Consider the following 24096-nt stretch of genomic DNA (forward strand, 5'->3'; position numbering starts at 1 on the left):
GATTGCCGTCAGATCTGCCTCATCATTCCTGGAGGGGAACGTTCGCATGCGTATCCGCAAATCGGTGATCGCCGGTCTCGCGACCACCGCTGTCGCCGCGTCCGGCCTGGCCGGATCGGCTCTGACCACACAGACTTCGCAGGCCGGTACGTCGGCCGGCGTCAAGATGAACCAGATCCAGGTGATCGGTTCGCACAACTCGTACCACCGCGAGGTCAGCGACGCGGAGAAGAAGATCCAGTTCGGCCAGCGGCCGGACTCCGTCGATCTCTGGTACTCGCACGCCCCGATCAGCCAGCAGCTCGAGGACCAGAACGTCCGCCAGCTGGAGCTCGACCTGTTCCCGGACCCGAACGGCGGCCTGTACACCTACCCGCTGATCCGCAAGATCGCCGGGATGCCGGCCCTCACCGACCCGGAGCTGAGCAAGCCCGGGATCAAGGTGATGCACATCGTCGACGTCGACTACAACACCGTCTGCCGCAGCTTCAAGCAGTGCCTGCAGCAGGTGAAGACCTGGTCCGACGCGCACCCGTACCACGCGCCGATCGTGTTCAACCTCGAGCTCAAGCAGTCCGACCCGGCGATCGTCGCCCAGGGCGGAGTGAAGGCTCCGCCGTGGGACGCCGCCAACCTGGACAGCGTGGACGCCGAGATCCGCTCGGTCTTCAGCGAGAAGCAGCTGCTCTCGCCGGACGACGTCCGCAAGCCGGGCCTGACGCTCGAGCAGTCCGTCACCACCAAGGGCTGGCCGACGCTGAAGAACGCGGCCGGCAAGGTGCTGTTCTACTTCGACAATGGCGGCCCGGGCGCGATCCGCGACGCCTACCGCGACGGCAAGCCGAACCTGGAGGGCCGGGCGGTCTTCACCCGCGGTCCCGAGGGTGAGCCGGACGCCGCGATCACCAACGTGAACGACCCGCGGGGCGCGAACACGGCCGAGATCCAGCGGCTGGTGAAGAAGGGCTACCTGGTCCGGACCCGTTCCGACGAGCCGCTGTCGACGATCCGGAACAACGAGTTCAGCCGGGTCGGCGTCGCGCTGGGCAGCGGTGCGCAGTTCGTCAGCACCGACTTCCCGGTGGCCGGGATGGCCTCGCGCTACGACAGCGACTTCGTCGCCGAGCTGCCGGGTGACACGCCCGTACGCTTGAACCCGGTGACCGGAAAGCCCGGGGCGCGCGTCGCGGAGAAGTGAGCTGAACATGTCGGAGCATGTGGTCGATGTCAGTTGGAGCCGTGGTGAGCGCGAGTTCACCTACGACACCTACAACCGCGACCACGAGTGGCGCTTCGACGGCGGGATCACCGTGCCCGGGTCCGCCAATCCGGCGTACCTGGGCAACCCCGGCCCGGTCGACCCGGAGGAGGCGTTCGTGGCCGCGCTGTCGTCGTGCCACATGCTGACGTTCCTGGCGATCGCGGCCCGCAAGCGGCTGGTGGTCGACTCGTACGACGACCACGCGGTCGGGGTGATGGCGAAGAACACGGCCGGTCGGCTGGCGGTGACCCAGGTGACGCTGCGTCCGAAGATCGTCTGGGGCGGCCCGGAGCCGGACGCCGCTGTCCTGGAGCGTCTGCATCAGCTGGCGCATCAGGAGTGTTTCATCGCGAACTCGGTGACCACCGAGATCACGGTCGCGCAGTAAAAGAAACCACCCACCGGGTCTGGCCTGAGCCTCGCGCAATCGGCGTCAGGACAGTCGGTGGGTGGTTCTGCGGTGCACCTCTGTGGTGATGCACCGGACGGATCCGGCGGCGCCTCGCACAAGGGCGCCTCTGTTTTGTGCGACCTCCGAGCGGTCCAACTCGGTGGGTAGGACCGTTCGGGTGCGCCGCCTGGATCCGTCTTCGTCCGGTTCGCGCCTTGTTACTCGGCGGCGGCGTCGCTCCGGTCGTCTGTGGGGGTGATCGTCTCGACCAGCGCGTCGGTCCGGCTCTGCTCGGTCGCCAGCGCGGTCATCAGTCGGTGGATCGTCATGCCAGTGAGACGCCGCCCGGGCCGGGGTATGACGGGAATTTCGAGAAATTTCTCGATGTGACCTAGGCCACTTTGTCCTGACCTACTTCTCGTCGAGCCCGTCGAGGCGCAGCGGGACGAGTTTCCGGGCCTCGTCGTACGACGTTCCGGTCAGCTCCAGGAGGTCGACGACGGTCGAGCGGATCTGGCCCAGGACGACGACCGCCGACAGGCCGGGCGGGAGCGGGAGATCCGCCGTCCGGCGGCCGAGCTCACCCAGCACGCGGTGGGCGGCGACCTTGGCGGCCGGTTCGAACAGCGACTCGGCGATCAGGCGGGTGCCGTCGGCGAGGCGGTCGAGCAGCATCGGGTACTCGGCGGGCATCCGCTCGTCGCGCCAGACCGACACCGCGCATCGGCGTACCAGGACTCTGATGTTGCGGATCGCGCGGTCCAGCGGGACGACGAGGTCGGCGATCTGCTGGACGCGGCCGCGGTGCCGGCGGCGGAACGGCGACAGCCGGACGACGGCGACGCCCTCCTCGGCCGCGCTGCGCAGGTCGTCCAGCATGGCTTCGCTGGCGCGGGCCCGGCGGAGTGCGTCGGTGAGCTCCCGCTCGTCGCGGTGCTCGTTGTGGGCCTCCTGGTCGGACTTGTCCCGCAGGCCTTCGGCCGTTTCGACGAGGATCGCGGACAGTTCGTTCAGGACTTCGGAGGCTTGTTGCCGGGGGCGACGAATCGCGGCGGCCGGTGCGATGGTGGCGGCTGCCAGCGCGACGAGACCACCGAGGACGGCGTCCAGCCAGCGGCTGAAACCCGCGCCGGCGCTCGGCAGCAGCGTGGTGACGATCGCGGCCTGGACGCCGGCCTGGGTGGTCATCAGCGTGCCGGCGCCGAGCAGGACGGCGATACTCATCGCGAGCGCGACGACGAAGATGATCTGCGGGACGCCGGTGCCGAAGAACCGGACGAACAGGTCACCGACGCCGACCCCGACCGCGACGCCGACCATCACCTCGGCCACGCGCCGAAGCCGCTGGCCGAAACTGAAGCCCAGGCAGACCATCGCGGCGACCGGTGCGAAGAACGGTTGCTGGTGGCCCACGACGTACCGGGCCAGGGCCCAGGCGAGGCCGGCGGCGATCGCGCACTGGGCGATGAAGAAGATCCGGTCCCGCCAGCGCTCCACCCGGCGCCGGACCGACGCCCGCGACCGCCGGGCCGCCCGCGGCGCCACGTCGTCGCGTAGCTCCCGCAGCTGCTCCAGCGTCAGCCTGACCGGATCCATCCGCTCATTGTGCCCGGCTTGATTCAAGTGGGCCTGTCGGGACACTGTTGGTTCATGACGGAGAACAACCGCGAGGACTACGGCAGCTACAGCGTCGACGACGAGGACCAGCTGCAGCCGTCGGACACCCTGAACGACCGTGGGGTGGACGACCTGCTCGACGAGGGCTACTCGCCGCCGGAGAAGTGGTCCGCGGGCGAGGGCTTCGGCACCACCGCCGAAGAAGCCCTCCAGGGCGAGTCCCTCGACCAGCGCCTCGCCCAGGAGGAGCCCGACGTCGACCCCTACGCCGAGGACGGCGAAGACGTCGGCGGCCCCGAGGTCGGCGTCCGCCGCTCCGGCCGCCTGGTAGCCCCCGACGAAGGCGCCCACACCGACTCCGAGTCCGACCTCGTCGCCTCCGACATCGGCTTCGACGGCGCCGCCGCCTCCGCCGAAGAAGCCGCCATCCACGTAGTGGACGACGAGAACAACTTCGAACTCGAAGACGACGACGCCTCCGACCTCGACTCCTACGCCAACGTAGACCTAGGCGACACAACCGACCCCGAAAACTAACCCCCGCAACCGCCCGGCCCCCCATCACGGCCGGGCCGTGCGCCGGTGCCCAAGCCACGCTCCGGCCGAAAGAGCAGGTGGTTGGCGCGGGGCCCCGTCCCAGTTCTCAAGCCAGGTGGCTGGTCACAACCAGCCACCCCACCCCGCCGTCCGCCCCGCTAACCCCACCCGCGCGCGCCTCGCACCCCGCGCCCCGCGCGCACCCCGCCACCCATGCTCTCCGCGCCCCTGGTTGGTCCTCGCGGCCGGGTCCATCGCTGGTGGTCGGGTCGCGCTGCGGCCGGAAAGCAGGTGGTGCTCCAAGCCTGTCCCCGGTGGTTGGGTTCGAGTGGCTGGGTAAGCATGTCGCCGTCCGCCGTCCGCCGTCCGCCGTCCGCCGTCCGCCCGCCGTCTGCCGGTTAGCGCGGGGTTGCGGTTACTTTCGCGCCTTGTTTGGGGACTAGGGTCACGTTTTTTGGTTGGGCTGGTTCGGGGGTGGGGGTGGCGGTGTAGTGGTGGGTGGTTAGGGCGGCGCGGAGGATTTCGGTGCCTTCCATGAGGGAGAAGCCGGCGCCTATGCAGCGGCGGGCGCCGCCGCCGAAGGGGATCCAGGTGTTGGGGGCGGGGGGTGGGGTGGTGAGGAAGCGGCGGGGGTTGAAGGTGGTGGGGTCGGGGAAGTGTTGGGCGTCGCGCTGGACGAGGCCGATGGCGGCCAGGATGGTGGTGCCGCGGGGGAGGCGGTAGCCGGCCAGGTCGGTGGTTTCGGTGAGGCGGCGGCCAACTTGGTAGACGACGGGGTGCAGGCGGAGGGACTCCTTGACGATCGCCTCGAGCTCGGCGTCGGCGCCGGTGTCGGCGGCGTGCTGGCCGAAGGCGAGGTCGGCGGGACGGCGGGCCAGTTCGTGGAAGGCCCAGGCGAGGGCGGTGGCGGTGGTTTCGTGACCGGCCAGCAGGAGCGTGACGAGCTGGTCGCGGAGTTCGGCGTCCGTCCAGTCGCCGGCGCCGAGCAGCCGGGAGAGGACGTCGTTGCGGCCGGCAAGGTTTCCGCGGCGGCGTGCGATCTCGTCGTACAGGAGCTCGTCGACCTGCTCCTGCGCGCGCAGGAACGTGCGCCACGGCGGGATCCGCAGCAGCGGCGGGTAGAAACCGCCGAGCATCAGCACCGGCGAGACCGAGACGATCTTGTCCATCAACGGGCGCAGGGTGTTCAGCCGGTCGACGTCGGTGACGCCGAAGATCACCTGCAGGATGATCTCCAGGGTCAGGTTCCGCATCCGCTGGTGCATCGCGAACGGCGTCCCGGTCGGCCAGGTCGCCACCTCGGCGACCGCGAGCTCGTGCACCATCGCGGCGTACCCGCGTAACGCCGGCCCGGTGAAGGCCGGCATCAGCTGCCGCCGCATCCGGACGTGGTCGTCATCGTCGAGCAGCAGCAGCGAACTCGACCCCATGATCGGCTCGAGCGCGGTGTTCCCCTCGCCGGCGTGCATCACCGCGGGCGAACCGCCGAACACCTCGCGGATGTGCTCCGGCCGGCTCAGCGCCACACACACCCGGCTCGACGGCACCAGCCGAATCGTGAAGACATCGCCGTACTTCGCCCGCATCCGCGGGAAGAACGTCTTGCGATGGTTCGCGAACAGCAGACTCTGCACCGACGTCGGCCACCGCGGACCGGGCGGCAACATCCGCGCGGTCTGCCGATCAAGCGTGCGGGAACCGAGCAACGGAGTCGGAGCCATATATTCGACGCTACGTCAGCCGAGTGAACAGCGCGCGTCCAATGCGACAAGGGCAGCGACGATCCGCGGCAACTGCTCGTCGCTGCTCGGATCGAGGCCGGTCCGGCGCGCGACCTGGCGGAGCCGGTAGTCGACGGTGTTGGCGTGGACGTGCAGGTCGGCGGCGGTCTGCCGCCGGTTGCGGGCGTTGCCGAGGTAGCAGCGCAGCGTCGCCAGCAGGTCGGTGCGATCGCTCAGCGGGCTGAGTAGATCGGCCAGCCGGTCGCGGGCCGGCGTCGGGCGGCTGAGCTGGTACTCGAGCAGCAGATCGTCCAGCGCATACACACCTGGCGGACGCCGATGGCTGCGGACGACGTCGAGCAGGTCACGCACCAACGCGGTCGCGGCCGGTACGTCGTCCGGCGCACTGCTCGTGATCGTCAGCGTGACATCCACGCCGGAGACCCGGCTGAGCCGGCCGCGCAGGTTCTCCGCGTCGCCGCGAGAGCAGGTGAGTAACGCGATCCCGCCGTCCGCCGAGAGGCTCGCCATACTCCCGGCCAGCCGGTCCAGCTCGACCCGGATCCGGCGAAGCTTGCGGTGGGCAACGATCTGCGGATCGACGCCGGGTTGCCGCTCGTCCGGATGCGTCCCGAACGCCAAGCCGGTCACGAGAAACTCGACCGGCAGCCGGACGCTGGCGCGCAGCGCGGCCTCGTCCGCCGCGCGCCCCTCGAGCAGCGCCGCCAGGACCGCCTGGCGTGAGGCCTGGTCCTCACCGGCGATCGACTGCCGCTCCTCGAAGTAGCTCGCCGAGACGATCGCCGTCACCTGCTGCAGGAAGTCGAGGATCAGCCGGTTCAGCGCGATCGCGTCGGGCAGCTCCTCGGGACGGAAGTCGCGGGCGATGTCATCCACGCAGACCTTGCCGCCGAGGTGGTACGCCGCCAGCAGCGCCTCGAGCGGCACCCCCTCCTCGGCCCGCCGCTTGGCCGACTCACGCAGCGGTGCGAGGACGTCGCCGGTCGGGACGACGCCCGTCCGGAAGGTCTCGACGAACGCGCGCAGCGACTGGTCCGTGATCCGCCGGATGTCGCCCTGCAGCTCTTCGGCCGGGAGCTGCGTGTAGAGCGGGATCTCGGCGACCAGCCGGGCCAGCACCTCGTCCACCAGCCGACCCAGCCGGGACCGGACGAGCTCATGGACGAGGACGCCGCCGCAGCGCAGCTTCTTGTGACCTGTCACAACGATCACCTCGTGAACTCTGGGCTTGGCCCCAGCGACCGGCGGGCGCTTTGGGGTCGAACATTACTACCCATAAGTACAGTGTTCGACTGATCGCGAAGGGTGACCGCAATGAAACGACGGGTACTGCTGGCCGTAGGAGTGTTGGTGGCCGGCCTGGTCAGCCCTGCGGCGGCGCGCGCGGCCGAACCGCTGGAGTACGTCGCGATCGGCGACTCGTCGGCGGCCGGGCCGCTGATCCTGCCGCAGAACGATCTGCCGTGTCTGCGGTCGGGGGTGAACTACCCGCACGTCGCGGCGGCGAAGCTCGGCGCGCGACTGACCGATGTGACGTGCTCCGGGGCGGTCATCCCGGACTTCAGCGGGAAGCAGTTCGGGTTCGTGCCGCCGCAGTACAACGCGTTGAAGCCGTCGACCGATGTGGTCACGGTCGCGATCGGCGGGAACGACACCGGCCTGGTGGCGGCGGCGTTGAGCTGTATCAACCTGTTCCCCGCGCCGGCTGGCGTCTCCTGCAAGCAGCGCTTCACCGCCGGCGGCCGGGACCAACTGGCCGACCGCATCACTGCGACCGGACCCGCCTTCGGCAAGGCTCTCGACCGCATCCGCCAGCTCGCCCCCAACGCGCGCATCCTGGTCACCGGCTACGGCACCTACATCCGCCCGAACGGCTGCTACCCGCAGATCCCCGTCTGGCCCGCCGACGCCAACTACCTCCAGGCGACGGTCGACCGCCTCAACACCATGCTCGCCGAGCAGTCCGCCGCCCACGGCGCGACGTACGTCGACCTCCGGACGCCGTCCATCGGTCACGACGCCTGCGCCCCGATCACGCGCCGCTGGCTCGAAGGTCTCGTCCCCACCTCCGACGTAGCCCCGCTGCACCCCACCCGCCGGGGCATGGCCGCCTTCGGTGAGCTGGTGGCGGACGCGGCCCGCTAAACCCCATCGCGCCCGGTGCCGTTGACTGGCACCGGGCGCGGGGGTAGGTGATCAGCGAGCGAAGCGGAGCGTGAGGATCTGGAAGGGACGCAGCTCCAGGTCGCCGTTGGCGCGGTCGGCCAGGTGCCGCTCCAGGAGGTCCACCTCGGTCACCGACGTCGTCGGGAACGACGGGGTGATCGTGCCGCGGGCGCGGCCGCCGGTGGATTCGTAGAGGCGGACGATGACGTCGCCGGACTGGTCGTCGGCGAGCTTCAGCGCCTCGACGACGATGTTCGGGTTGTCGATGGTGACCAGCGGCTCGACGCCCTCGGCGCCGGTGACGACGCGCTCGGGCAGGTTGATCCGGTAGCCCTCGGCAACGGCTTCGGGGATGCCGGCGCCGACCACGAGCGCGTGGTTGACGGTGTGCACACCCTGGTCGGTCTTCGGGTCGGGGTAGCGCGGAGCGCGGATCAGCGACGTCCGGATCGTCGTCGTGGTGCCGCCGTCCGGGCGCGCGGTGCGGTTGATGTCGTGCCCGTACGTCGAGTCGTTGACGACGGCGACGCCGTACCCGGCCTCGGCGACGTGCACCCAGCGGTGCGCCGCGATCTCGAACTTCGCCGCGTCCCACGAGGTGTTCTGGTGGGTCGGCCGGAAGATGTGCCCGAACTGCGTCTCGGACGCCGACCGGTCGGCGTGCACGTCGACCGGGTACGCCGCCTTGAGGAACTTCTCCGCCTCGTGCCAGTCCATCGTGGTCTCGATGTCGACCCGCTTGGCGCCCGGCCGGACCCGCAGCGTCTGGGTGACCGAGGACCGGTTGAAGGACCGCTTGACGACGACCGTGGCGACGCCGTCGACGGTGCTGAAGTCGACCGAGTCGACCTCGGTGACGTCGCGGACGTTGTTCTTGTAGAACGAGTCGACGTCCCAGGCGTCCCACTGGTTCGGGGTGTCCACGTGCAGCTGCAGAAGGTTGCCGACGGCGCCTGGTGCGATCACCTCGCGCTGCGCCTCGACGTCGTACAGCGAGGTGATCAGCCCGCGCTCGTCGATGGTCACGCGGATGACGCCGTTGTCCAGGACGCCGTCCTGGACCGTCACCGACTGGCCTTCGCCGGCCGCGATCCCCGCGCCCAGACCGGCGACGCCGCTCCGGCCGTGCGGTGCGCCGTTGAAGACGATCTGCGCGTCACCGGAGCCGGCCAGCGCCTGCTGCGCCTTGCCGATGATCGCCTCGAGCTCGGCGCCCAGGGCGGCGTACGTCTCCTCGGCCTCGCGGTGCACCCACGAGATCGACGAGCCGGGCAGGATGTCGTGGAACTGGTTCAGCAGGACGGACTTCCAGATCCGGTCCAGCTCCTCGTACGGGTACGCGTCCAGCTTGCCCGCGACGACGGCCGCCGCCGACCAGAGCTCGGCCTCGCGGAGCAGGTGCTCGCTGCGCCGGTTGCCCTGCTTGGTCTTGGCCTGCGAGGTGTACGTCGCCCGGTGGATCTCCAGGTAGAGCTCGCCGGACCAGACCGGGGCGTGGTCGGCGTACTCCTCCTCGGCGGCGCTGAAGAACTCGGTCGGGGACTCGATCGTCACCCGCGGCGAGGACTCCAGGTTCGCCACCCGGCGCGCGGTCGCGACGAACTCGCGGGTGGGGCCGCCACCGCCGTCGCCGTAGCCGAACGGGACCAGCGAGCGGGTCGCGGCGCCGTTCTCCTGGAAGTTGCGCTGCGCGTGGGCGAGCTCACGACCGGACAGGTCGGAGTTGTAGGTGTCGATCGGCGGGAAATGCGTGAAGACGCGGGTGCCGTCGAGACCCTCCCACCAGAACGTGTGGTGCGGGAAGCGGTTCTCCTTGTTCCAGGAGATCTTCTGGGTCAGGAACCACTTCGAGCCGGACAGCTTCACCAGCTGCGGCAGCGCCGCGGTGTAGCCGAACGAGTCCGGCAGCCAGACCTCCTGGGTGTCGATCCCGTACTCGTCCAGGAAGAACTTCTTGCCGTGCACGAACTGCCGGGCCAGCGCCTCGCCGCCGGGCAGGTTGGTGTCGGACTCGACCCACATTCCGCCCACCGGAACGATGTGGCCCTCGGCAACGGCCTTCTTCAGCCGCTCCCAGACCTCCGGGTAGTTCTCCTTCACCCAGGCGTGCTGCTGGGCCTGCGAGAACGCGAAGACGAGCTCCGGGTATTCCTCGGCCAGCGTGGTGACGTTGGAGACGGTCCGGGCGACCTTGCGCCGGGTCTCGCGCAGCGGCCAGAGCCAGGCGGAGTCGATGTGCGCGTGGCCGACCGCGGACAGCTGGTGCGCCGAGGCGTGCGCCGGGCGGCTCAGGACGTCGGTCAGCTGCGCGCGGGCGTCGGCGGCGGTCTTGGCGACGGCCTCGTAGTCCAGGGCGTCCAGGGCGCGGCTGAGCGCGCGGAGGATCTCGCGCCGGCGCGGCTCCTGCGGCGACAGCTCCTTCTGCAGGCTGTTCAGCGCCTCGAGGTCGAGGATCAGGTCCCACACCTCGGCGTTGAAGACGGCGACATCGGCGCGGGTCAGCTGGTAGATCGGCTTGCCGCCCGGCTCGGGCTTGTCGCCGATGGACGTCGGGGAGAAGCCGCCCGCGTCACCGAGGACCTCCGGGTTCGCGGCCGCCTCGACGTAGAACTCGATCGAGTCGCCGGCCGCGGCCGCCGTACCGTCCGGGCCGAGGATCGACAGCGGAGCGTAGGTCTGCCGCGGGTGCAGGCCCTTCAGCGGACGCCCGGTGGTCGTGTGCACCAGGCCCTCCGCGGAGAAGCCCGGGCCGCCGCTGAAGCCGAGGTCGATGACGGCCTCGATCTCCGATCCGGCCCACTCGGCCGGGACCTGGCCGCTGAACTTGAACCAGGCGGTGCCCCAGGCGGGACCCCAGGGGAGTCCGATCGCGGCCGGCTCGTAGGTCTGGGCGAGGGCCTCGGCGGGGGACACCGGCTCACCGGGTGCGTGCCACACCTCGATGTCCAGCGGGACCGCCGCGCCGTAGATCGCGGGGCGGATCCGCTCCCGCAGGGCGCGCTGGAGCCGCTCCTCGATGAGTTGACGGTCGTCGTGCACGGAATCATCCTCCGGGGCCAGAAAGTGGTGTGATGACAACGCTGTCACATCCGGAGGGGGCCCGTAAAGACGCAGTTTGTCCCAGCGGGCCGGGACCGCGCCGGGTAGCGGTTGGGTCGCGGTGAGCGCAGTTGGCTACCGATGCGGCCCGGTTGCCGCATAGGTTGTCCCGTATGGATCGCCCCCGCCTGATCGTGCCGGACTCGATGAGCCGGCGCCGCGCGCTCGGTCTGGGCGCCGCCGCGGCGGCCGCGCTGACCGTGCCCGCCTGCTCCCGCGGCCGCTCCGACGAGCCGGCTCCGGCCGAGCCCGCGACGCTCGCGACCGGTAACAAGGGCGGCGTCTACTACCGCTTCGGCAGCGGTCTGGCGAGCCTGGTCTCGCAGGTCACCGGCGTCCAGCTCACCACGGTCGTCACCGAGGGCTCGATCGCGAACCTGCGCAAGGTGGCCTCCGGGCAGAACGACATCGCCTTCACCACGTCCGACTCGGCGTACGCCGCGTACGAGGGTCTGGGGCAGTTCGCGGGCGGGCCGCTGCGGTTCTTCACCCTCGGCCGGACGTACGACAACTACGTGCACGTCGTGGTCCCGTTGGCGTCCAAGATCGACAGCCTGGAGAAGATGGCCGACAAGGTGATCAGCGTCGGCCCGGAGAACTCCGGGACGAAGCTCGTCGCCGACCTGATCCTCGCCCAGGCCGGTCTGGCCGGCCGGGTCACCAAGCGCATGCTCACCCTCGAGCAGGCCGTCCAGCAGCTGAAGGACAAGGCCGAGGGCAAGGACGGGATCGACGTGATGATCTGGAGCGGCGGCCTGCCGACCGGCCCGATCGAGGACCTGCAGAAGACCATCGGCTTCCGCCTGGTCAACATCGGCGACGTCGCGCAGACCATCGCGCTCAAGCAGTTCGGCGGCTACATCGTCTCCTCGATCCCGCCGAAGACCTACGGCCTGGCCAGCGCCGTCCCGACGCTGACCATCCCGAACTACCTGATCGCCCGCCAGAACCTGTCCGACTCCTGGGCCTGGTGGATCGTCAACACCCTGTTCCGCCGCCAGAAGGACCTGATCGGCAACATCAACGACAAGGCGAACTACCACCCCGAAGCCGGCGCCCTCGACCCCCGCTCGGCCATCGCCACGATGCCCGTCCCCCTGCACGCCGCCGCCGAACGCTGGTACCGCGCCAACCACATCTGAGCTTCCCCGGGGCGCGTGACCCCGATCACATTCGTGCCCCGTCGGCGTGAGAGCATCACTGGTCGCTACCGGTCGCCCACGGAGGATGCATGCCCCAGAAGATCGCGCGCTGGGCCCAATGGCTCACCCTTGGCGTCGGCTCGCTCGTCGGGTTCGTCGTCAGCGTGGCCGACCTGCTCGGCTGGGTGGACAAGATCGCGCCGAAGGGGATTGCCGCGCTGACGCTGTTCCTGGTCAGCGGGGCGTTGTTCAGCCTGCTGCTCGAGCTCGCGCCGCTCCGCCACCTGGACGCCATCCGGGCCAATCTGGCCGTCATCGACCTGCCCGCGATCTCGGAGGACCTGCGCGGCCGGCACTACGGCGGCGTGACCAAGGTGCACGAGCGGTTCCCGGACGATCTGTTCATGGCCTCCGTCGGCGCGGCCAAGCAGATCACGATCCTGAACACCTGGATCCCGAACCTGGGCCGGCACGAGCGGTACCTGGAGACCGCCATCCGCAAGAACCGGGCCGAGGTGCGGATCCTGCTCCTGCACCCGAAGTCGTTACTGGTCGGCCTGCGCGAGGCCGCGCTGCGGAACCCTGGCGACACCTCGGGCGTCGCACATGTGAAGACCGGTGTCGAGGGCTGTCTGGAGACCCTGGCCCGGATGCACGCCCGGCTGGGCAGCCGGCAGGGCAATCTCAAGGTCAGGGTCTTCAACTCGCAGGCCTCGATCTCGGTCTACCGGGCCGACGAGCGGTATCTGGTCAGCGTCTTCCTGCACGGCCAGCTGGCGATCGACTCCCCGCAGTTCGAGATCCAGGGCACCGCGGACACCGTCCTCGGCGCGCAGGTCCAGGAGGAGCTCGACACGTTGTGGCAGATCGGCAGCGATGTCGACCTGACCGACTGGTCCCGAAGTATCGACACGATCCGAGCCTGAGCAAGAGGTGGACGCCGTGAACGACCTGGACGCGTTCGAGGACGACCTGATCGAGAAGTTCCGCGGCCATCCGGTGCTGCGCGAGATCGAGACGCTGCCGGAGCCGCGGCTGCGGGCCGTCGTCCTGCAGCGCCGCTTCCTGTCGCTGGCCTTCACGATGGCCTACGACCTGGCGATCGACCTGCTGACCGACGAGCAGGCCAAACGCGTCGCGCGGGTGATCCTGCGCGAGGAGTACCCCGAGGGCCGGACGCCGGGGGCCACGCCCTCGCACCGCGAAGACATGGTGACCGATATCCTCGGTCTCGGCGTCGAGCGCGCGGAGCTGCTCCGGTCCCGGAAGTCGCCGGCCACGGCCGCCGCGGTCGAGGCCACGATGGAGCTGATCGCCACCGCCGGCGAGTCCAAGTACGCCGATGTCGAGCTGCTGACCATCCTGCGGTTCTGGGGCGAGGTCCTGGTCTCGGTCGAGTACGGCGAGCTGTGGCGCCGGATCGGGCCGATGCTCGGCGGCAACTCGGTCTTCTACTACCCGCACCACATCCACGACGGGAAGTCCCGGCCGCTGGCCGCGCCGTCACCGCTGTCGCTGACGCACTCCGACCAGCTCGGACTGCGGCTGACGGAGCTGCTCGGCTCCGCCGAGGCGCAGCAGCGCTTCCGGCTCACCGAGCAGGTCGCCGTCGACATCAAGACCGCCTTCTACGACCAGTTCCTCGTTCAGACGTCGTAGTCGTCGATCAGGGGGACGCGGACCTCGATGACGAGGCCGCCGCCGATCGGGGGACGGGCGACGACGCGGCCGCCGACGCGGGCGGCTTCGGAGCGGACGATGGCCAGGCCGAGGCCGGTGCCGGGCATCTCGCGGTGGTGGGCGCTGCGCCAGAAGCGCTCGCCGACCTTCTTCAGGTCGCGGGAGCCGAGGCCGAGGCCGTGGTCGCGGACCGAGAGGACGACCTCGGTGCCGTCGCGGGTGACCGAGACCTCGACCGGCGGCGCGCCGTACTTCGAGGCGTTGTCGAGCAGGACGTCGAGGATGTCGTCGACCTCGAGCTCGGGGCCGACGCCGCCGGGGACCATGTCGCCGATGATCAGCTCCAGGTCGTCGGCGGCGTAGACGGCCTTCCAGCCGACCAGGCGCTCCTTGACGGCCTGGGCGAGGTCCAGCGGCTCTTCACTGTTGCCGTCGGCATCGGCGCCCGGACGGTCGGAGCCGGCCAGCCGGGACAGCCGCTGGACGATCCGGCCGAGGCGGTCGATGTCGCTGAGCGCGAAGCGCGCGGTCGGGGAGAGCCGGGACAGGCCCTCGATGTGGATCCGGGCCGAGGTGAGCGGCGTCCGCAGCTGGTGGGAGGCGTCGGCGACGAACTCGCGCTCGCGCTGCCGGGCCTGGTGCAGGCTGAGCGCCATCGAGTTGAAGCTGTCGCCGAGCCGGCGCAGCTCGGGCGCGCGGCCGTCGGTGGAGACCCGGGTGTCGAGCGCGCCGCGGGTGATCTGGTGGGTCGCGTTGTCCAGGTCGGTCAGCGGCCGGACGACCCAGCGGCTGATCGGCCGGACGATCCCGGCGATGATCGCGCCGATGCTGATCAGCAGGCCGATCAGCAGCAGGATCAGGCTGCGCCGGACCTCGAGCCGCGGGGCCTCGGTCGGCACCCGCAGGACGGCGGCGCCGAGCACGCGGCCGTTGTTCGCGACCGGACGGGCGACGACCATCTCGCCGTCCTGCCACGGCCACAGCGCCGCCGGCTCGGCCGGGAGCCGGCCGGCCAGCGTGCTGCCCAGGGCGGCCGCGATGGCCGGCTCGTCGGTCACCACGCCGGACTTCGACGTCGCGACGACCTTGTTGTTGTCGTCGACGATGAAGACCGGGGTGTCGTAGAGGTCGTCGTACCGGACGGCCATCTCACGCAGGTTGGCGATGTCGCCCGACTGCAGCGGGGCCTCGGCCATCGTGGCGAACCAGTCGGCGTCGTTGCTCCGGGACAGGAAGAGCGTGCGGGAGGCGCCGGTGGCGATGAAGTTGGCCAGCGGGACGGTGGCGATGATGGCGAGCAGGACCACCATCGGTACGAGGGACTGCAGCAGGCGACGGCGCAACGGTCAGTCCGAGCCGAGGCGGTAGCCGACACCGCGGATCGTCTGCACCAGCTCGGGCCGGCCGAGTTTGGCGCGCAGGGAGGCGACATGGACGTCCATCGTGCGCGAGGAGGCCTCGAAGACGGACTGCCACGCGTACAGGGCGACCTGTTCGCGCGGGACGACCCGGCCGTGGTGCGCGGCCAGCACAGCGAGCACGTCGAACTCCTTGCGGGTCAGGCTGATGGGCTTGTCCGCGACCTGGACGGTCCGGGCCTCGATGTCCACGGTGAGGTCGCCGACAGTCACCCGGGGGCGGGGCTGCAAGAGGCCGGTACGACGTAGTACAGCATCGATCCGGGCCAGCAGCTCGGAGATCGCGAAAGGTTTCACCACGTAGTCGTCGGCGCCGCTGCGCAGACCACGCACCCGATCGGCCGCTTCGCCCCGCGCGGTGACCGCGATCACCGGGACGTCGGAGACCGACCGGATCTGCCGGCAGACGTTGATCCCGTCGCCGTCGGGCAGGCCGAGGTCGAGCAGCACCAGGTCGCCCGGGTCCGCCGCGAGCGCGTCGGCCGCCGTCCGGACATGGGTCACCATCAGGCCGTACCGGCGCAAGGCGGGTATCAGGGCATTGGCGATATCGAGATCGTCTTCGACCAGCAAAATCCTGACGGCGCCACTCATGCGGTGATCGTAGGCCAGGTGACGCCCGGATGTGTCAGATCTTGGTAAAGACGTAATCACGCGACTCCACGCAGTGTTCGGCAACATTAGCCTTCCGCACACAGGAGGGAACCGGTAGATGACTGTCGGTATCGGAACGGGGGGTGGCGTGAGCACGCCCTCCGACGAAGAGCTCGCCGAGTACGAGCAGGAACGGCCCGCTCGGCGGCTTCGACCTGCCCTCGATGTGATCATCGCGGTCTGGTGCGCGATCGTCAGCATCGGCGTCCTGGCCCAGGTCTTCTTCCCACTACCACAGGGAACCCAGTTTTACCTGGTGATCTTTCTCGCAGCCGTCCTGCCGATGACGCTGCTGTGTTACCGGGGCTGGAAGGTCCCCGCGGTGCTGAATCCGTTTCGCAACCGTGATCATGACGACCCCGGGATCAGCGACTGGATCCTCGCGCTGATCGCCCTGGCGGCCTGCGTCTACCCGCTGCTCGACTTCGACGGCTATCTCGAACGGCGCCAGACGCCGACGACACTCGACGTCCTCGCGGGCGCCGTCCTGCTGGTCCTGCTGCTGGAGGCCTGCCGCCGGACGACGGGCTGGGTGCTCCCGTTGGTCAGCCTGCTCTTCTTCGCCTACGCCTACTACGGCGGTCTGCTGCCCTACACCTGGTCGCTGGCCCACCAGGGCTTCAACTTCGACGCGATCATCGCGCAGTTCACGATGGGTACCGCGGGTTTCTACGGGACGCCGCTGAATGTTGCCGCCAGCTACATCGTGCTCTTCACCATCTACGGCGCCGTGCTCGACTACTCCGGCGCCGGCAAGTTCTTCATCGACCTGTCCTTCGCCGCCTTCAAGCGCAGCCGGACGGCGCCCGGCCGCACGGTCACCCTTGCCGGCTTCCTGCTCGGCAGCGTCTCCGGCTCCGGGACGGCGACCGCCGTCTCGCTCGGCACCGTCTCGTGGCCGATCCTGCGCCGGGCCGGCTACCCGGCCGAGCCGGCCGGCGGCATGCTCGCCGCCGCGGGCATCGGCGCGATCCTGTCCCCGCCGACGCTGGGCGCGGCGGCCTTCATCATCGCCGAGTTCCTGCAGGTCTCGTACCTGACCGTGCTCGGGTACGCCGTCATCCCGACGATCCTCTACTACCTGGGCATCCTGCTCGCGATCGAGATCGACGCCCGCCGGCACGGGACGACGTCCACCGAGACGTCGAACCAATCGGCGTGGAAGCTGTTCCTGCGGTTCGGGTACCACTTCCTGTCGCTGTTCGTGATCATCGGTTTCATGGCGGTCGACGTCCCGCCGTTCAAGGCCGTCGTCTACGCGGTGATCATCCAGTTCGGGCTGTCGTTCCTGGACAAGCAGCACCGGCTGACCGCCGGTCCATTGTTCAAAGCGCTTGCCCAAGGCACCCGTTCGGTGTTGCCGGTGGCGGCGACCTGTGCGACGGCCGGCGTGATCGTCGCGGTCACCACCCAGACCGGCCTCGGGCTGAACCTGGCCGAGATCATCGTCGGCGCGGCCCGCGGGCTGACCGACAACCACACCGTCATCCTGATCCTGACCGTGGTGCTGTCGGCGTTCGCCGTCCTGATCCTCGGGCTCGCCGTGCCGGTGACGGCGTCCTTCATCATCGCCGCGGTGATCATCGCGCCGGCGCTGGTTCAGCTGGGCGTCTCGCAGCCCGAGGCGTACATGTTCATCTTCTACTACGCCGTGCTGTCGGAGGTGTCGCCGCCGACCGCGCTGGCCGCGGTCGCGACGTCCGCGATCACCGGCGGCAAGGTGATGCCGACCATGTGGCAGGCGTGGAAGTACACGCTGCCGGCGTTCCTGGTGCCGTTCGCGTTCGTGCTCACCGACAACGGCGCACACCTGCTCGGTCAGGGATCGTTCGTCGGAATGGTCTGGACGTTGCTGGTGTCGATGCTGGCCGTCGCCGCGCTGGCCGTGGTGACCGGCGGCTGGATCCTGGTTGCCACCAGCTGGGTGGAGCGGGCGGTCTGCGTGCCGGCCGCGTTGCTGCTGCTTTACCTGGCGCCCGTAACCATCGGCGCCGGGATCGGTTTGCTACTTGTTGCCGTCGTCATCAATGTGGTCCGGCGGCAACGCCAGACCGCACCGAAGGAAGGACCCGCCAGCTCATGAAGACCCGTCGCCTCCCCGCCGTCGTGGTGGCGCTCGCCGCCGCCGTCTCGCTGGTCGCCTGCGGTGGTCAGCAGGAGCCGCCCGCCTCCGGCTCGGACTCCGGCGGCCGGCTGACCATTGCCACCGGCAACACCACGGGCGTCTACTACCAGCTCGGCGGCGCGTACGCCTCGGTGATCTCGCAGAAGATGTCCGGCTACCGGGCCACCGCGAGTGAGACCGGCGCCTCGGTGCAGAACGTGCAGGGCCTGGTCGGCGGCAACTACGACATCGCCTTCTCGCTCGGCGACACCGCGGCCGACGCGGTCAACGGCGTGAACAGCTTCCAGGCCAAGCAGGACGTCGTCGCGCTGACCCGGCTCTACAACAACTACACCCAGGTCGCCGTCCGGGCGTCGGCGAACATCAACTCGATCGCCGACCTGAAGGGCAAGCGGGTCTCCACCGGCTCCCCGAACTCGGGCACCGAGGTGATCGCCCGGCGGCTGCTCGAGGCCGCCGGCCTGGACCCGGCCAAGGACGTCACCGCCCAGCGGCTCGGTCTGCCGGAGTCGGTCGACGCGATGAAATCCGGCTCGATCGACGCGCTGGTCTGGTCCGGCGGGCTGCCGACCGGCGGCATCACCGATCTGACCACCAGCCTCGGAAAGGGCGTCAAGCTCTTGTCGATCGGCGACTTGCTGCCGAAGATGACCGAGAAGTACGGCTCGGTGTACTCCGAGGCGCCGATCCCGGCCGCGACCTACAAGCAGCCGGCCGACGTCTCGACCATCGTCGTGCCGAACGTCCTGCTGGTCCGCAAGGACATGAAGGACGAGCTCGCCGAGCAGCTGACCAAGACCCTCTACGAGAACCTCGACGCCCTGGTCGCCGTCAACGCGGCCGCGAAGGGGATCGACAAGGCGAACGCCGCGAAGACCGACCCGGTCCCGCTGCACCCCGGCGCCCAGAAGGCGCTGGACGCCCTGAAGTAATCACCAGCCCGTCCTCCCCCGCACTCCAGGCGCAGCGGGGGAGGGCGTCGGACCCACCGCCGCACACCAGGCGCAGCGGCGGCGGGACCTGCCGGCCCGTACAACCAGGCGCAGTACGAGCCGGTCGACCGGGCCCGGACCTTCGGAGGCATCCGAGGGCCCCGGGCCCGGTCACTTGTCTGTCGGGGGCATCGCCGTGCCGTAGAGGTAGTGCGACAGGGCGGAGTTGCGCTTCGGGTGCACGTGGTACTTCGTCGGGACGACGCGCCCCTCGGCGCTGTCCCAGGCGTTGTCGGCCATCGCCCAGAGCCGGTGCGCCAGCCGACCGGCCCGGCCGGTGTGCGGCGAGTTCGGATGCGCGCGGGTCGGCGCGACCTCTTCGGCCTCCAGCAACTCCTCGGTCAGCGAGTTGATCTCCCGGTCGTCGAGCTGGTCGCTCAACTGCCGGCTGTAGTCGGTCTCGAGCTGCTCGTGCTCGGTCAGCAGCCGGTCGATACTGCGCAGGACGTCGTACGGATCCAGGTGCAGGACCCGGCTGTCGCCGTACTGGCGGCCTTTGAGCGACCGCAGACAGCGCTCCAGGCTCTTGGCGTTGCCGACGTACTGCGCGACCAGGGCGGCGCCGTCCGGCAGGCGTCGTACGTGCGGGAGCAGCACGTCCTCAGCGGCCGACAGGTGCTGCGCGGTGATCGCGTAGAACCAGTCGGTGCTGTGGCGGTGATCCGGGTGCGCGGCGGCCGGGTGGCCGGCCGGTACGGCCAGCTCCCGGATCCGCTCGTGCTCGTAGCCCAGGGCCATCTCCAGCGTCGAAGCGGTCACGTCCACCACCTCCAGGGGGTTACCCCCAGAAGTGCCCAGTTCGGACCGAACGCAACCGCTGAGCGACGGTCAGTGGTCGGAGCTCTTCTTCCACAGGTTGATGCCGGCCTCGACGGCGTCCGCGTCGATGGCTTCAAGCTCGTCCTTGCTGAACTCGAGGTTGCGGACGGCTTCGAGGTTGCCCTCCAGCTGCTTGACGCTGGAGGCGCCGATCAGGGCGCTGGTGACGCGGGCATCACGCAGCGTCCAGGCGATGGCGAGCTGGGCGACGGTCTGGCCGCGCTCCTTGGCGATCTCGTTCAGCGCGCGGACGTGCTTGAGGGTGTCCTCGGTCAGCGACTCCGGGTCCAGCGACTTGCCCTGCGCGGCGCGCGAGCCCTCGGGGATACCGCCCAGGTAGCGGTCGGTCAGGACGCCCTGCGCCAGCGGCGAGAACGCGATGACGCCGACGCCCAGCTCGCCGACGGCGTCCAGCAGGTCCTCCTCGATCCAGCGGTTCAGCATCGAGTACGACGGCTGGTGGATCAGCAGCGGCGTCCCCAGCTCCTGCAGGATCCGCGCGGCCTCGCGGGTCTTCTCGGCGCTGTACGACGAGATCCCGGCGTACAGCGCCTTACCGGAGCGGACGGCGGTGTCGAGCGCGCCCATCGTCTCCTCGAGCGGGGTGTCCGGGTCGAAGCGGTGCGAGTAGAAGATGTCGACGTAGTCGACGCCCATCCGCGCGAGCGACTGGTCGAGGGAGGCGAGCACGTACTTCCGCGAGCCACCGCCCTGGCCGTACGGGCCCGGCCACATGTCGTAACCGGCCTTGCTCGACAGGATCAGCTCGTCGCGGTACTTCTTGAAGTCGCGCTGGAAGTGCGTCCCGAAGTTCGTCTCGGCGGCGCCGTACGGCGGGCCGTAGTTGTTCGCCAGGTCGAAATGCGTGACGCCGAGGTCGAAGGCGCGGCGCAGGATCGCGCGCTGCGTCTCGAACGGCTTGTCGTCGCCGAAGTTGTGCCACAACCCCAGCGAGACGGCGGGCAGCTGCAACCCGCTCTTTCCCGTCCGTCGGTAAACCATCCGGTCGTCGTACCGCTCACCAGCCGCTACGTAGTCAGTCACCCGGCCAGTCTGCCCCATGTAGTTACAAGCGCAAAACCCCTTGTTTTGCGCAAGAAATGGCAGAACTGACAGCTAGAAACCCACCTTCTGGCCGGGCAGTCAGGAGCTCGGGCCGAGCGCGGCTCTCAGATGCGCGGTCAGCGTGACGAGCGCGTCGGCGGTCGCGCCGGGCAGTGGGAGCAGGTTGTAGTGCCCGTGGACGAGCGTGGGGTGGTAGAGGTGCGTCACCGGGACGCCGGCCGCGGTCAGGCGATCGACGTACTCACGGGCCTCGTCGCGGAGCGGATCGAAACCGGCCGAGGTGATCAGCGCGGGCGGGAGATCGGCGAGGGCCTTGTCGTCGACCAGCAGCGGGGAGACCTCGGCGGTCGGCCGCACGGCCGGGTCGGGGGTGTAGTGCTCGCGGAACCACATGATGTCCTCCTCGGTCAGGAGGAACCCTTCGCCGAACAGGTCTCGGCTGGGACGGCGGCCGACCAGATCGAGCGCGGGGTAGAGGAGCACCTGCAGCGCCGGCCACGGGAAGTCGCGGACGACGGACTGCTGGGCGACGACGGCCGAGATGTTCCCGCCCGCGCTGTCGCCGCCGACGGCGATCCGGGCCGGGTCGACGCCGAGGTCCTCGGCGTGGTCGACGGCCCAGGTGAAGGCGGCGATCGCGTCCTCGGCGGCGGTCGGGGCGGGCGCCTCGGGGGCCAGCCGGTAGTCGACCGACAGGACGCGGATCCCGGCGTCCGCGGCGATGATCCGGCAGACCGGGTCATGGGTGTCGAGGTCGCCGACGACCCAGCCGCCGCCGTGGAAGAACACCAGCAGCCCGTTCCCGGTGTCGCGCGCCCCGCGCGGGACGTAGAGCCGGGCGCCGAGCTGGCCGTCGGCGCCGCGGACGGTGAGGTCGGTCACACGCTGTAGGGGACGCGGGTGGCCGGCGACGAGTTTGTTCACCGAGCGGAACTGGGCGCGGGCGCCGGGCGCGTCGGTTTTGGTTGTGCCGGGCAACAATGCCTGCGCCCGCAGGAGCAGCTGGATCTCCGGGTCCAGGGTGTTGCCGTCGATCTGGATCGGCGGGCCGGCCAGCCGGCGGCGAACGGCGGCGGGCAGCGCGTAGAGCGGCGTCAGCGCGTTCGCCTGGGCGGCGGCCAGGGGGCCGCGGAGCAGGGCGTCCAGTCGAGGGTTCACAAGGAGTGACGCTAGCAACAAAGTCCGACATGCCCTCGGCAACCTGGCGTTCACCAAAGGATGGGATGCTGGTCAACGTGGCTGGAGACTTGCTGGCGTCCCACAATCGGGAGTACGACGTCGAACCGCCGTACGACATCGCGGCGGCCGGTGATCTGCCGGCGGATCGGTTCTCGGATCGGGAGCTGGGCTGGCTGGCGTTCAACCAGCGGGTGCTCGAGCTCGCCGAGAACGACAGCGTCCCGTTGCTGGAGCGGGCCAAGTTCCTGGCCATCTTCGCCAGCAACCTGGACGAGTTCTACATGGTCCGGATCGCCGGTCTGAAACGCCGGATCGCGGCCGGGGTCGCGGTGAAGGCGGCCAGCGGCCTGCTGCCCCGCGAGGTGCTCGACCGCAGCCTGAGCCGCAGCCGCGAGCTGATGGACCGCCAGGCCGACACCTGGCGCAAGGTGGTCCAGCCGGCGCTGACCGAGCAGGGCATCGACATCCTGCGCTGGGACGACCTGGAGCACAGCGAGCGCGAGGACATGACGCGCTTCTTCCGTGACCGCGTCTTCCCGGTGCTGACGCCGCTCGCCGTCGACCCGTCGCACCCGTTCCCGTACATCTCCGGCCTGAGCCTGAACCTGGCCGTCGTCGTCCGCAACCCCGACACCGGCGGCGAGCACTTCGCCCGGGTGAAGGTGCCGCCGCTGCTGCCGCGGTTCGTGCAGGTCGCCGAGGGCCGGTTCGTCCCGCTCGAAGACGTCATCGCGACCCACCTGGGCCAGCTCTTCCCGGGGATGGAGGTGACCCAGCACCACACCTTCCGGGTCACCCGGAACGAGGACCTCGAGGTCGAGGAGGACGACGCCGAGAACCTGCTGGCCGCGCTCGAGAAGGAGCTGCTGCGGCGCCGGTTCGGCCCGCCGGTCCGGCTCGAGGTCGAGGAGTCGATCGACCCGCAGGTGAAGGCGCTGCTGCTGTCCGAGCTCGGCGTCACCGAGGCCGAGGTGTTCGAGCTGCCCGGCCCGCTGGACCTGCGCGGCCTGTTCACGATCTCCGGTCTGGACCGGGCCGAGCTGAAGTACCCGGCGTTCGTCCCGTCCACGCACCCGCACCTGGCCGAGGTCGAGACCTCGAACCCGGCGGACATGTTCTACGCGCTCAAACAGCGCGACGTCCTCGTCCACCATCCGTACGACTCGTTCTCGACCAGCGTGCAGCGCTTCATCGAGCAGGCCGCCGCCGACCCGCAGGTGCTGGCGATCAAGCAGACCCTGTACCGGACGTCGGGTGACTCGCCGATCGTCGACGCGCTGATCGACGCGGCCGAGGCGGGTAAGCAGGTCCTGGTGCTGGTCGAGATCCAGGCCCGGTTCGACGAGCAGGCGAATATCAAGTGGGCCCGCCAGCTGGAGCACGCGGGCTGCCATGTCGTGTACGGCGTGATCGGGCTCAAGACGCACTCGAAGCTGTCGCTGGTGGTCCGCGACGAGCCGGACGGCCTGCGTCGCTACGTCCACATCGGCACCGGCAACTACCACCCCAAGACCGCCCGCCTGTACGAGGACCTCGGCCTGCTGACCAGCGACAAGGTCGTCACCGAGGACGTCGCGCACCTGTTCAACCACCTGTCCGGCTTCGCCCGGAACGCCGGCTACCGGCGGATCCTGGTCGCCCCGCAGTCCGTCCGCCGGGGTCTGGTCGAGCGCATCGACCGCGAGGTCCAGCACCACCTGGCCGGTCGTCCGGCGCGGGTCCGGATCAAGGTGAACAGCCTGGTCGACGAGGCCCTGTGCGACGCGCTCTACCGCGCGTCCCAGGCCGGCGTCCCGGTCGATCTGTGGATCCGTGGGATCTGCACGCTGCGGCCCGGGATCGAAGGGCTGTCGGAGAACATCCGGGTGCGCAGCATCCTGGGCCGGTTCCTCGAGCACAGCCGGGTGTTCTGGTTCGAGAACGGCGGCGAGCCGGAGGCGTGGATCGGCTCGGCCGACCTGATGCACCGCAACCTGGACCGCCGGGTCGAGGTGCTGGTGCAGCTCAAGGAGGCCGACCACGTCGGCGAGGTCCGGGAGATGTTCGACCTGGCGCTCGACGAGGGGACGCAGTCCTGGTGGCTGCAGCCGGACAACACCTGGGAGGCGCGGCTGACCGGCCCGGAGGGTGAGCCGCTGCGTGATCTGCAGAGCAGACTGATTGCCACGCGTGGCCGCCGCAGAACTGCCGATCCGATTACTTAGGCTGA

Annotated in this window: 19 protein-coding genes; 10 read left to right on the forward strand and 9 right to left on the reverse strand. The window is 69.8% G+C overall.

Annotated elements, in window-relative coordinates:
• Positions 1–46: 46 nt before the first annotated feature.
• Both ACZ6ZD_RS12430 and ACZ6ZD_RS12435 read left to right on the forward strand, forming a co-directional pair.
• Positions 47–1198, forward strand: a complete 1152-nt coding sequence (locus ACZ6ZD_RS12430) for a phosphatidylinositol-specific phospholipase C1-like protein (protein WP_465671190.1) — start codon at positions 47–49, stop codon at positions 1196–1198.
• Between the two features lie 7 nt (positions 1199–1205).
• On the forward strand, positions 1206–1649 hold the full coding sequence (locus ACZ6ZD_RS12435; protein ID WP_465671192.1) for an OsmC family protein: 444 nt from the start codon (positions 1206–1208) through the stop codon (positions 1647–1649).
• Between the two features lie 414 nt (positions 1650–2063).
• On the opposite strand, the gene ACZ6ZD_RS12440 is transcribed toward ACZ6ZD_RS12435, so the two are convergent.
• Entirely contained in the window at positions 2064–3248 is a 1185-nt protein-coding gene (locus ACZ6ZD_RS12440) for an FUSC family protein (RefSeq protein ID WP_465671194.1), read from the reverse strand.
• A gap of 54 nt (positions 3249–3302) precedes the next feature.
• On the opposite strand from ACZ6ZD_RS12440, the gene ACZ6ZD_RS12445 reads away from it, so the two are divergent.
• Positions 3303–3806, forward strand: coding sequence for a DUF5709 domain-containing protein (locus ACZ6ZD_RS12445; protein WP_465671196.1), 504 nt, complete (start codon positions 3303–3305; stop codon positions 3804–3806).
• Positions 3807–4204: 398 nt separating this feature from the next.
• On the opposite strand, the gene ACZ6ZD_RS12450 is transcribed toward ACZ6ZD_RS12445, so the two are convergent.
• Positions 4205–5527 carry a cytochrome P450 gene (locus ACZ6ZD_RS12450; protein ID WP_465671198.1) on the reverse strand — a complete coding sequence of 441 codons (1323 nt, stop codon included), beginning with the start codon at positions 5525–5527 and terminating at the stop codon, positions 4205–4207.
• 15 nt (positions 5528–5542) lie between these two features.
• The gene (locus ACZ6ZD_RS12455; RefSeq protein WP_465671200.1) at positions 5543–6760 is read right to left on the reverse strand and encodes a PucR family transcriptional regulator; all 1218 of its coding nucleotides are present in this window, start codon (positions 6758–6760) and stop codon (positions 5543–5545) included.
• A gap of 102 nt (positions 6761–6862) precedes the next feature.
• Between ACZ6ZD_RS12455 and ACZ6ZD_RS12460 the strand changes: the two genes are divergently transcribed.
• A complete protein-coding gene (locus ACZ6ZD_RS12460) occupies positions 6863–7693 on the forward strand; it encodes an SGNH/GDSL hydrolase family protein (protein WP_465671202.1) in 831 nt (276 codons plus the stop codon).
• Between the two features lie 51 nt (positions 7694–7744).
• Here ACZ6ZD_RS12460 and ACZ6ZD_RS12465 read toward each other — a convergent pair whose 3' ends face one another.
• The gene (locus tag ACZ6ZD_RS12465; protein ID WP_465671204.1) at positions 7745–10753 is read right to left on the reverse strand and encodes an alpha-mannosidase; all 3009 of its coding nucleotides are present in this window, start codon (positions 10751–10753) and stop codon (positions 7745–7747) included.
• A 173-nt stretch (positions 10754–10926) separates the two neighbouring features.
• On the opposite strand from ACZ6ZD_RS12465, the gene ACZ6ZD_RS12470 reads away from it, so the two are divergent.
• The 3 genes from ACZ6ZD_RS12470 to ACZ6ZD_RS12480 all read left to right on the forward strand — a co-directional run bounded on the left by ACZ6ZD_RS12470 (position 10927) and on the right by ACZ6ZD_RS12480 (position 13614).
• Positions 10927–11955, forward strand: a complete 1029-nt coding sequence (locus tag ACZ6ZD_RS12470) for a TAXI family TRAP transporter solute-binding subunit (RefSeq protein WP_465671206.1) — start codon at positions 10927–10929, stop codon at positions 11953–11955.
• Between the two features lie 89 nt (positions 11956–12044).
• The gene (locus tag ACZ6ZD_RS12475) at positions 12045–12881 is read left to right on the forward strand and encodes a hypothetical protein (protein WP_465671208.1); all 837 of its coding nucleotides are present in this window, start codon (positions 12045–12047) and stop codon (positions 12879–12881) included.
• 16 nt (positions 12882–12897) lie between these two features.
• Positions 12898–13614 (forward strand): hypothetical protein, encoded by a 717-nt coding sequence (locus ACZ6ZD_RS12480; RefSeq protein ID WP_465671210.1) that lies wholly within the window; start codon positions 12898–12900, stop codon positions 13612–13614.
• On the opposite strand, the gene ACZ6ZD_RS12485 is transcribed toward ACZ6ZD_RS12480, so the two are convergent.
• Together ACZ6ZD_RS12485 and ACZ6ZD_RS12490 are read right to left on the reverse strand one after the other, a co-directional pair.
• Positions 13602–14978 (reverse strand): sensor histidine kinase, encoded by a 1377-nt coding sequence (locus tag ACZ6ZD_RS12485; protein ID WP_465671212.1) that lies wholly within the window; start codon positions 14976–14978, stop codon positions 13602–13604. The two genes, ACZ6ZD_RS12480 and ACZ6ZD_RS12485, sit on opposite strands and share 13 nt — an antisense overlap.
• 3 nt (positions 14979–14981) lie before the next feature.
• Positions 14982–15647, reverse strand: a complete 666-nt coding sequence (locus ACZ6ZD_RS12490) for a response regulator transcription factor (RefSeq protein ID WP_132414253.1) — start codon at positions 15645–15647, stop codon at positions 14982–14984.
• 148 nt (positions 15648–15795) lie between these two features.
• On the opposite strand from ACZ6ZD_RS12490, the gene ACZ6ZD_RS12495 reads away from it, so the two are divergent.
• Complete coding sequence (locus ACZ6ZD_RS12495; RefSeq protein WP_465671215.1) at positions 15796–17790, forward strand: TRAP transporter permease; 1995 nt, start codon at positions 15796–15798, stop codon at positions 17788–17790.
• Positions 17787–18764, forward strand: a complete 978-nt coding sequence (locus tag ACZ6ZD_RS12500) for a TAXI family TRAP transporter solute-binding subunit (protein ID WP_465671217.1) — start codon at positions 17787–17789, stop codon at positions 18762–18764. Before ACZ6ZD_RS12495 ends, ACZ6ZD_RS12500 begins: the two co-directional genes overlap by 4 nt.
• 171 nt (positions 18765–18935) lie before the next feature.
• On the opposite strand, the gene ACZ6ZD_RS12505 is transcribed toward ACZ6ZD_RS12500, so the two are convergent.
• The 3 genes from ACZ6ZD_RS12505 to ACZ6ZD_RS12515 all read right to left on the reverse strand — a co-directional run bounded on the left by ACZ6ZD_RS12505 (position 18936) and on the right by ACZ6ZD_RS12515 (position 21866).
• Positions 18936–19583 carry a hypothetical protein gene (locus ACZ6ZD_RS12505; protein WP_465671219.1) on the reverse strand — a complete coding sequence of 216 codons (648 nt, stop codon included), beginning with the start codon at positions 19581–19583 and terminating at the stop codon, positions 18936–18938.
• 69 nt (positions 19584–19652) lie between these two features.
• Positions 19653–20645, reverse strand: coding sequence for an L-glyceraldehyde 3-phosphate reductase (gene mgrA, locus ACZ6ZD_RS12510; protein WP_465672688.1), 993 nt, complete (start codon positions 20643–20645; stop codon positions 19653–19655).
• 141 nt (positions 20646–20786) lie between these two features.
• Positions 20787–21866: an alpha/beta hydrolase gene (locus ACZ6ZD_RS12515; protein ID WP_465671221.1), complete on the reverse strand. Its 1080-nt coding sequence runs from the start codon at positions 21864–21866 to the stop codon at positions 20787–20789.
• Between the two features lie 65 nt (positions 21867–21931).
• Between ACZ6ZD_RS12515 and ACZ6ZD_RS12520 the strand changes: the two genes are divergently transcribed.
• Complete coding sequence (locus ACZ6ZD_RS12520) at positions 21932–24091, forward strand: RNA degradosome polyphosphate kinase (RefSeq protein WP_465671223.1); 2160 nt, start codon at positions 21932–21934, stop codon at positions 24089–24091.
• The last annotated feature ends 5 nt before the right edge of the window (positions 24092–24096 follow it).

This window comes from Kribbella sp. NPDC104218 (assembly GCF_055584105.1).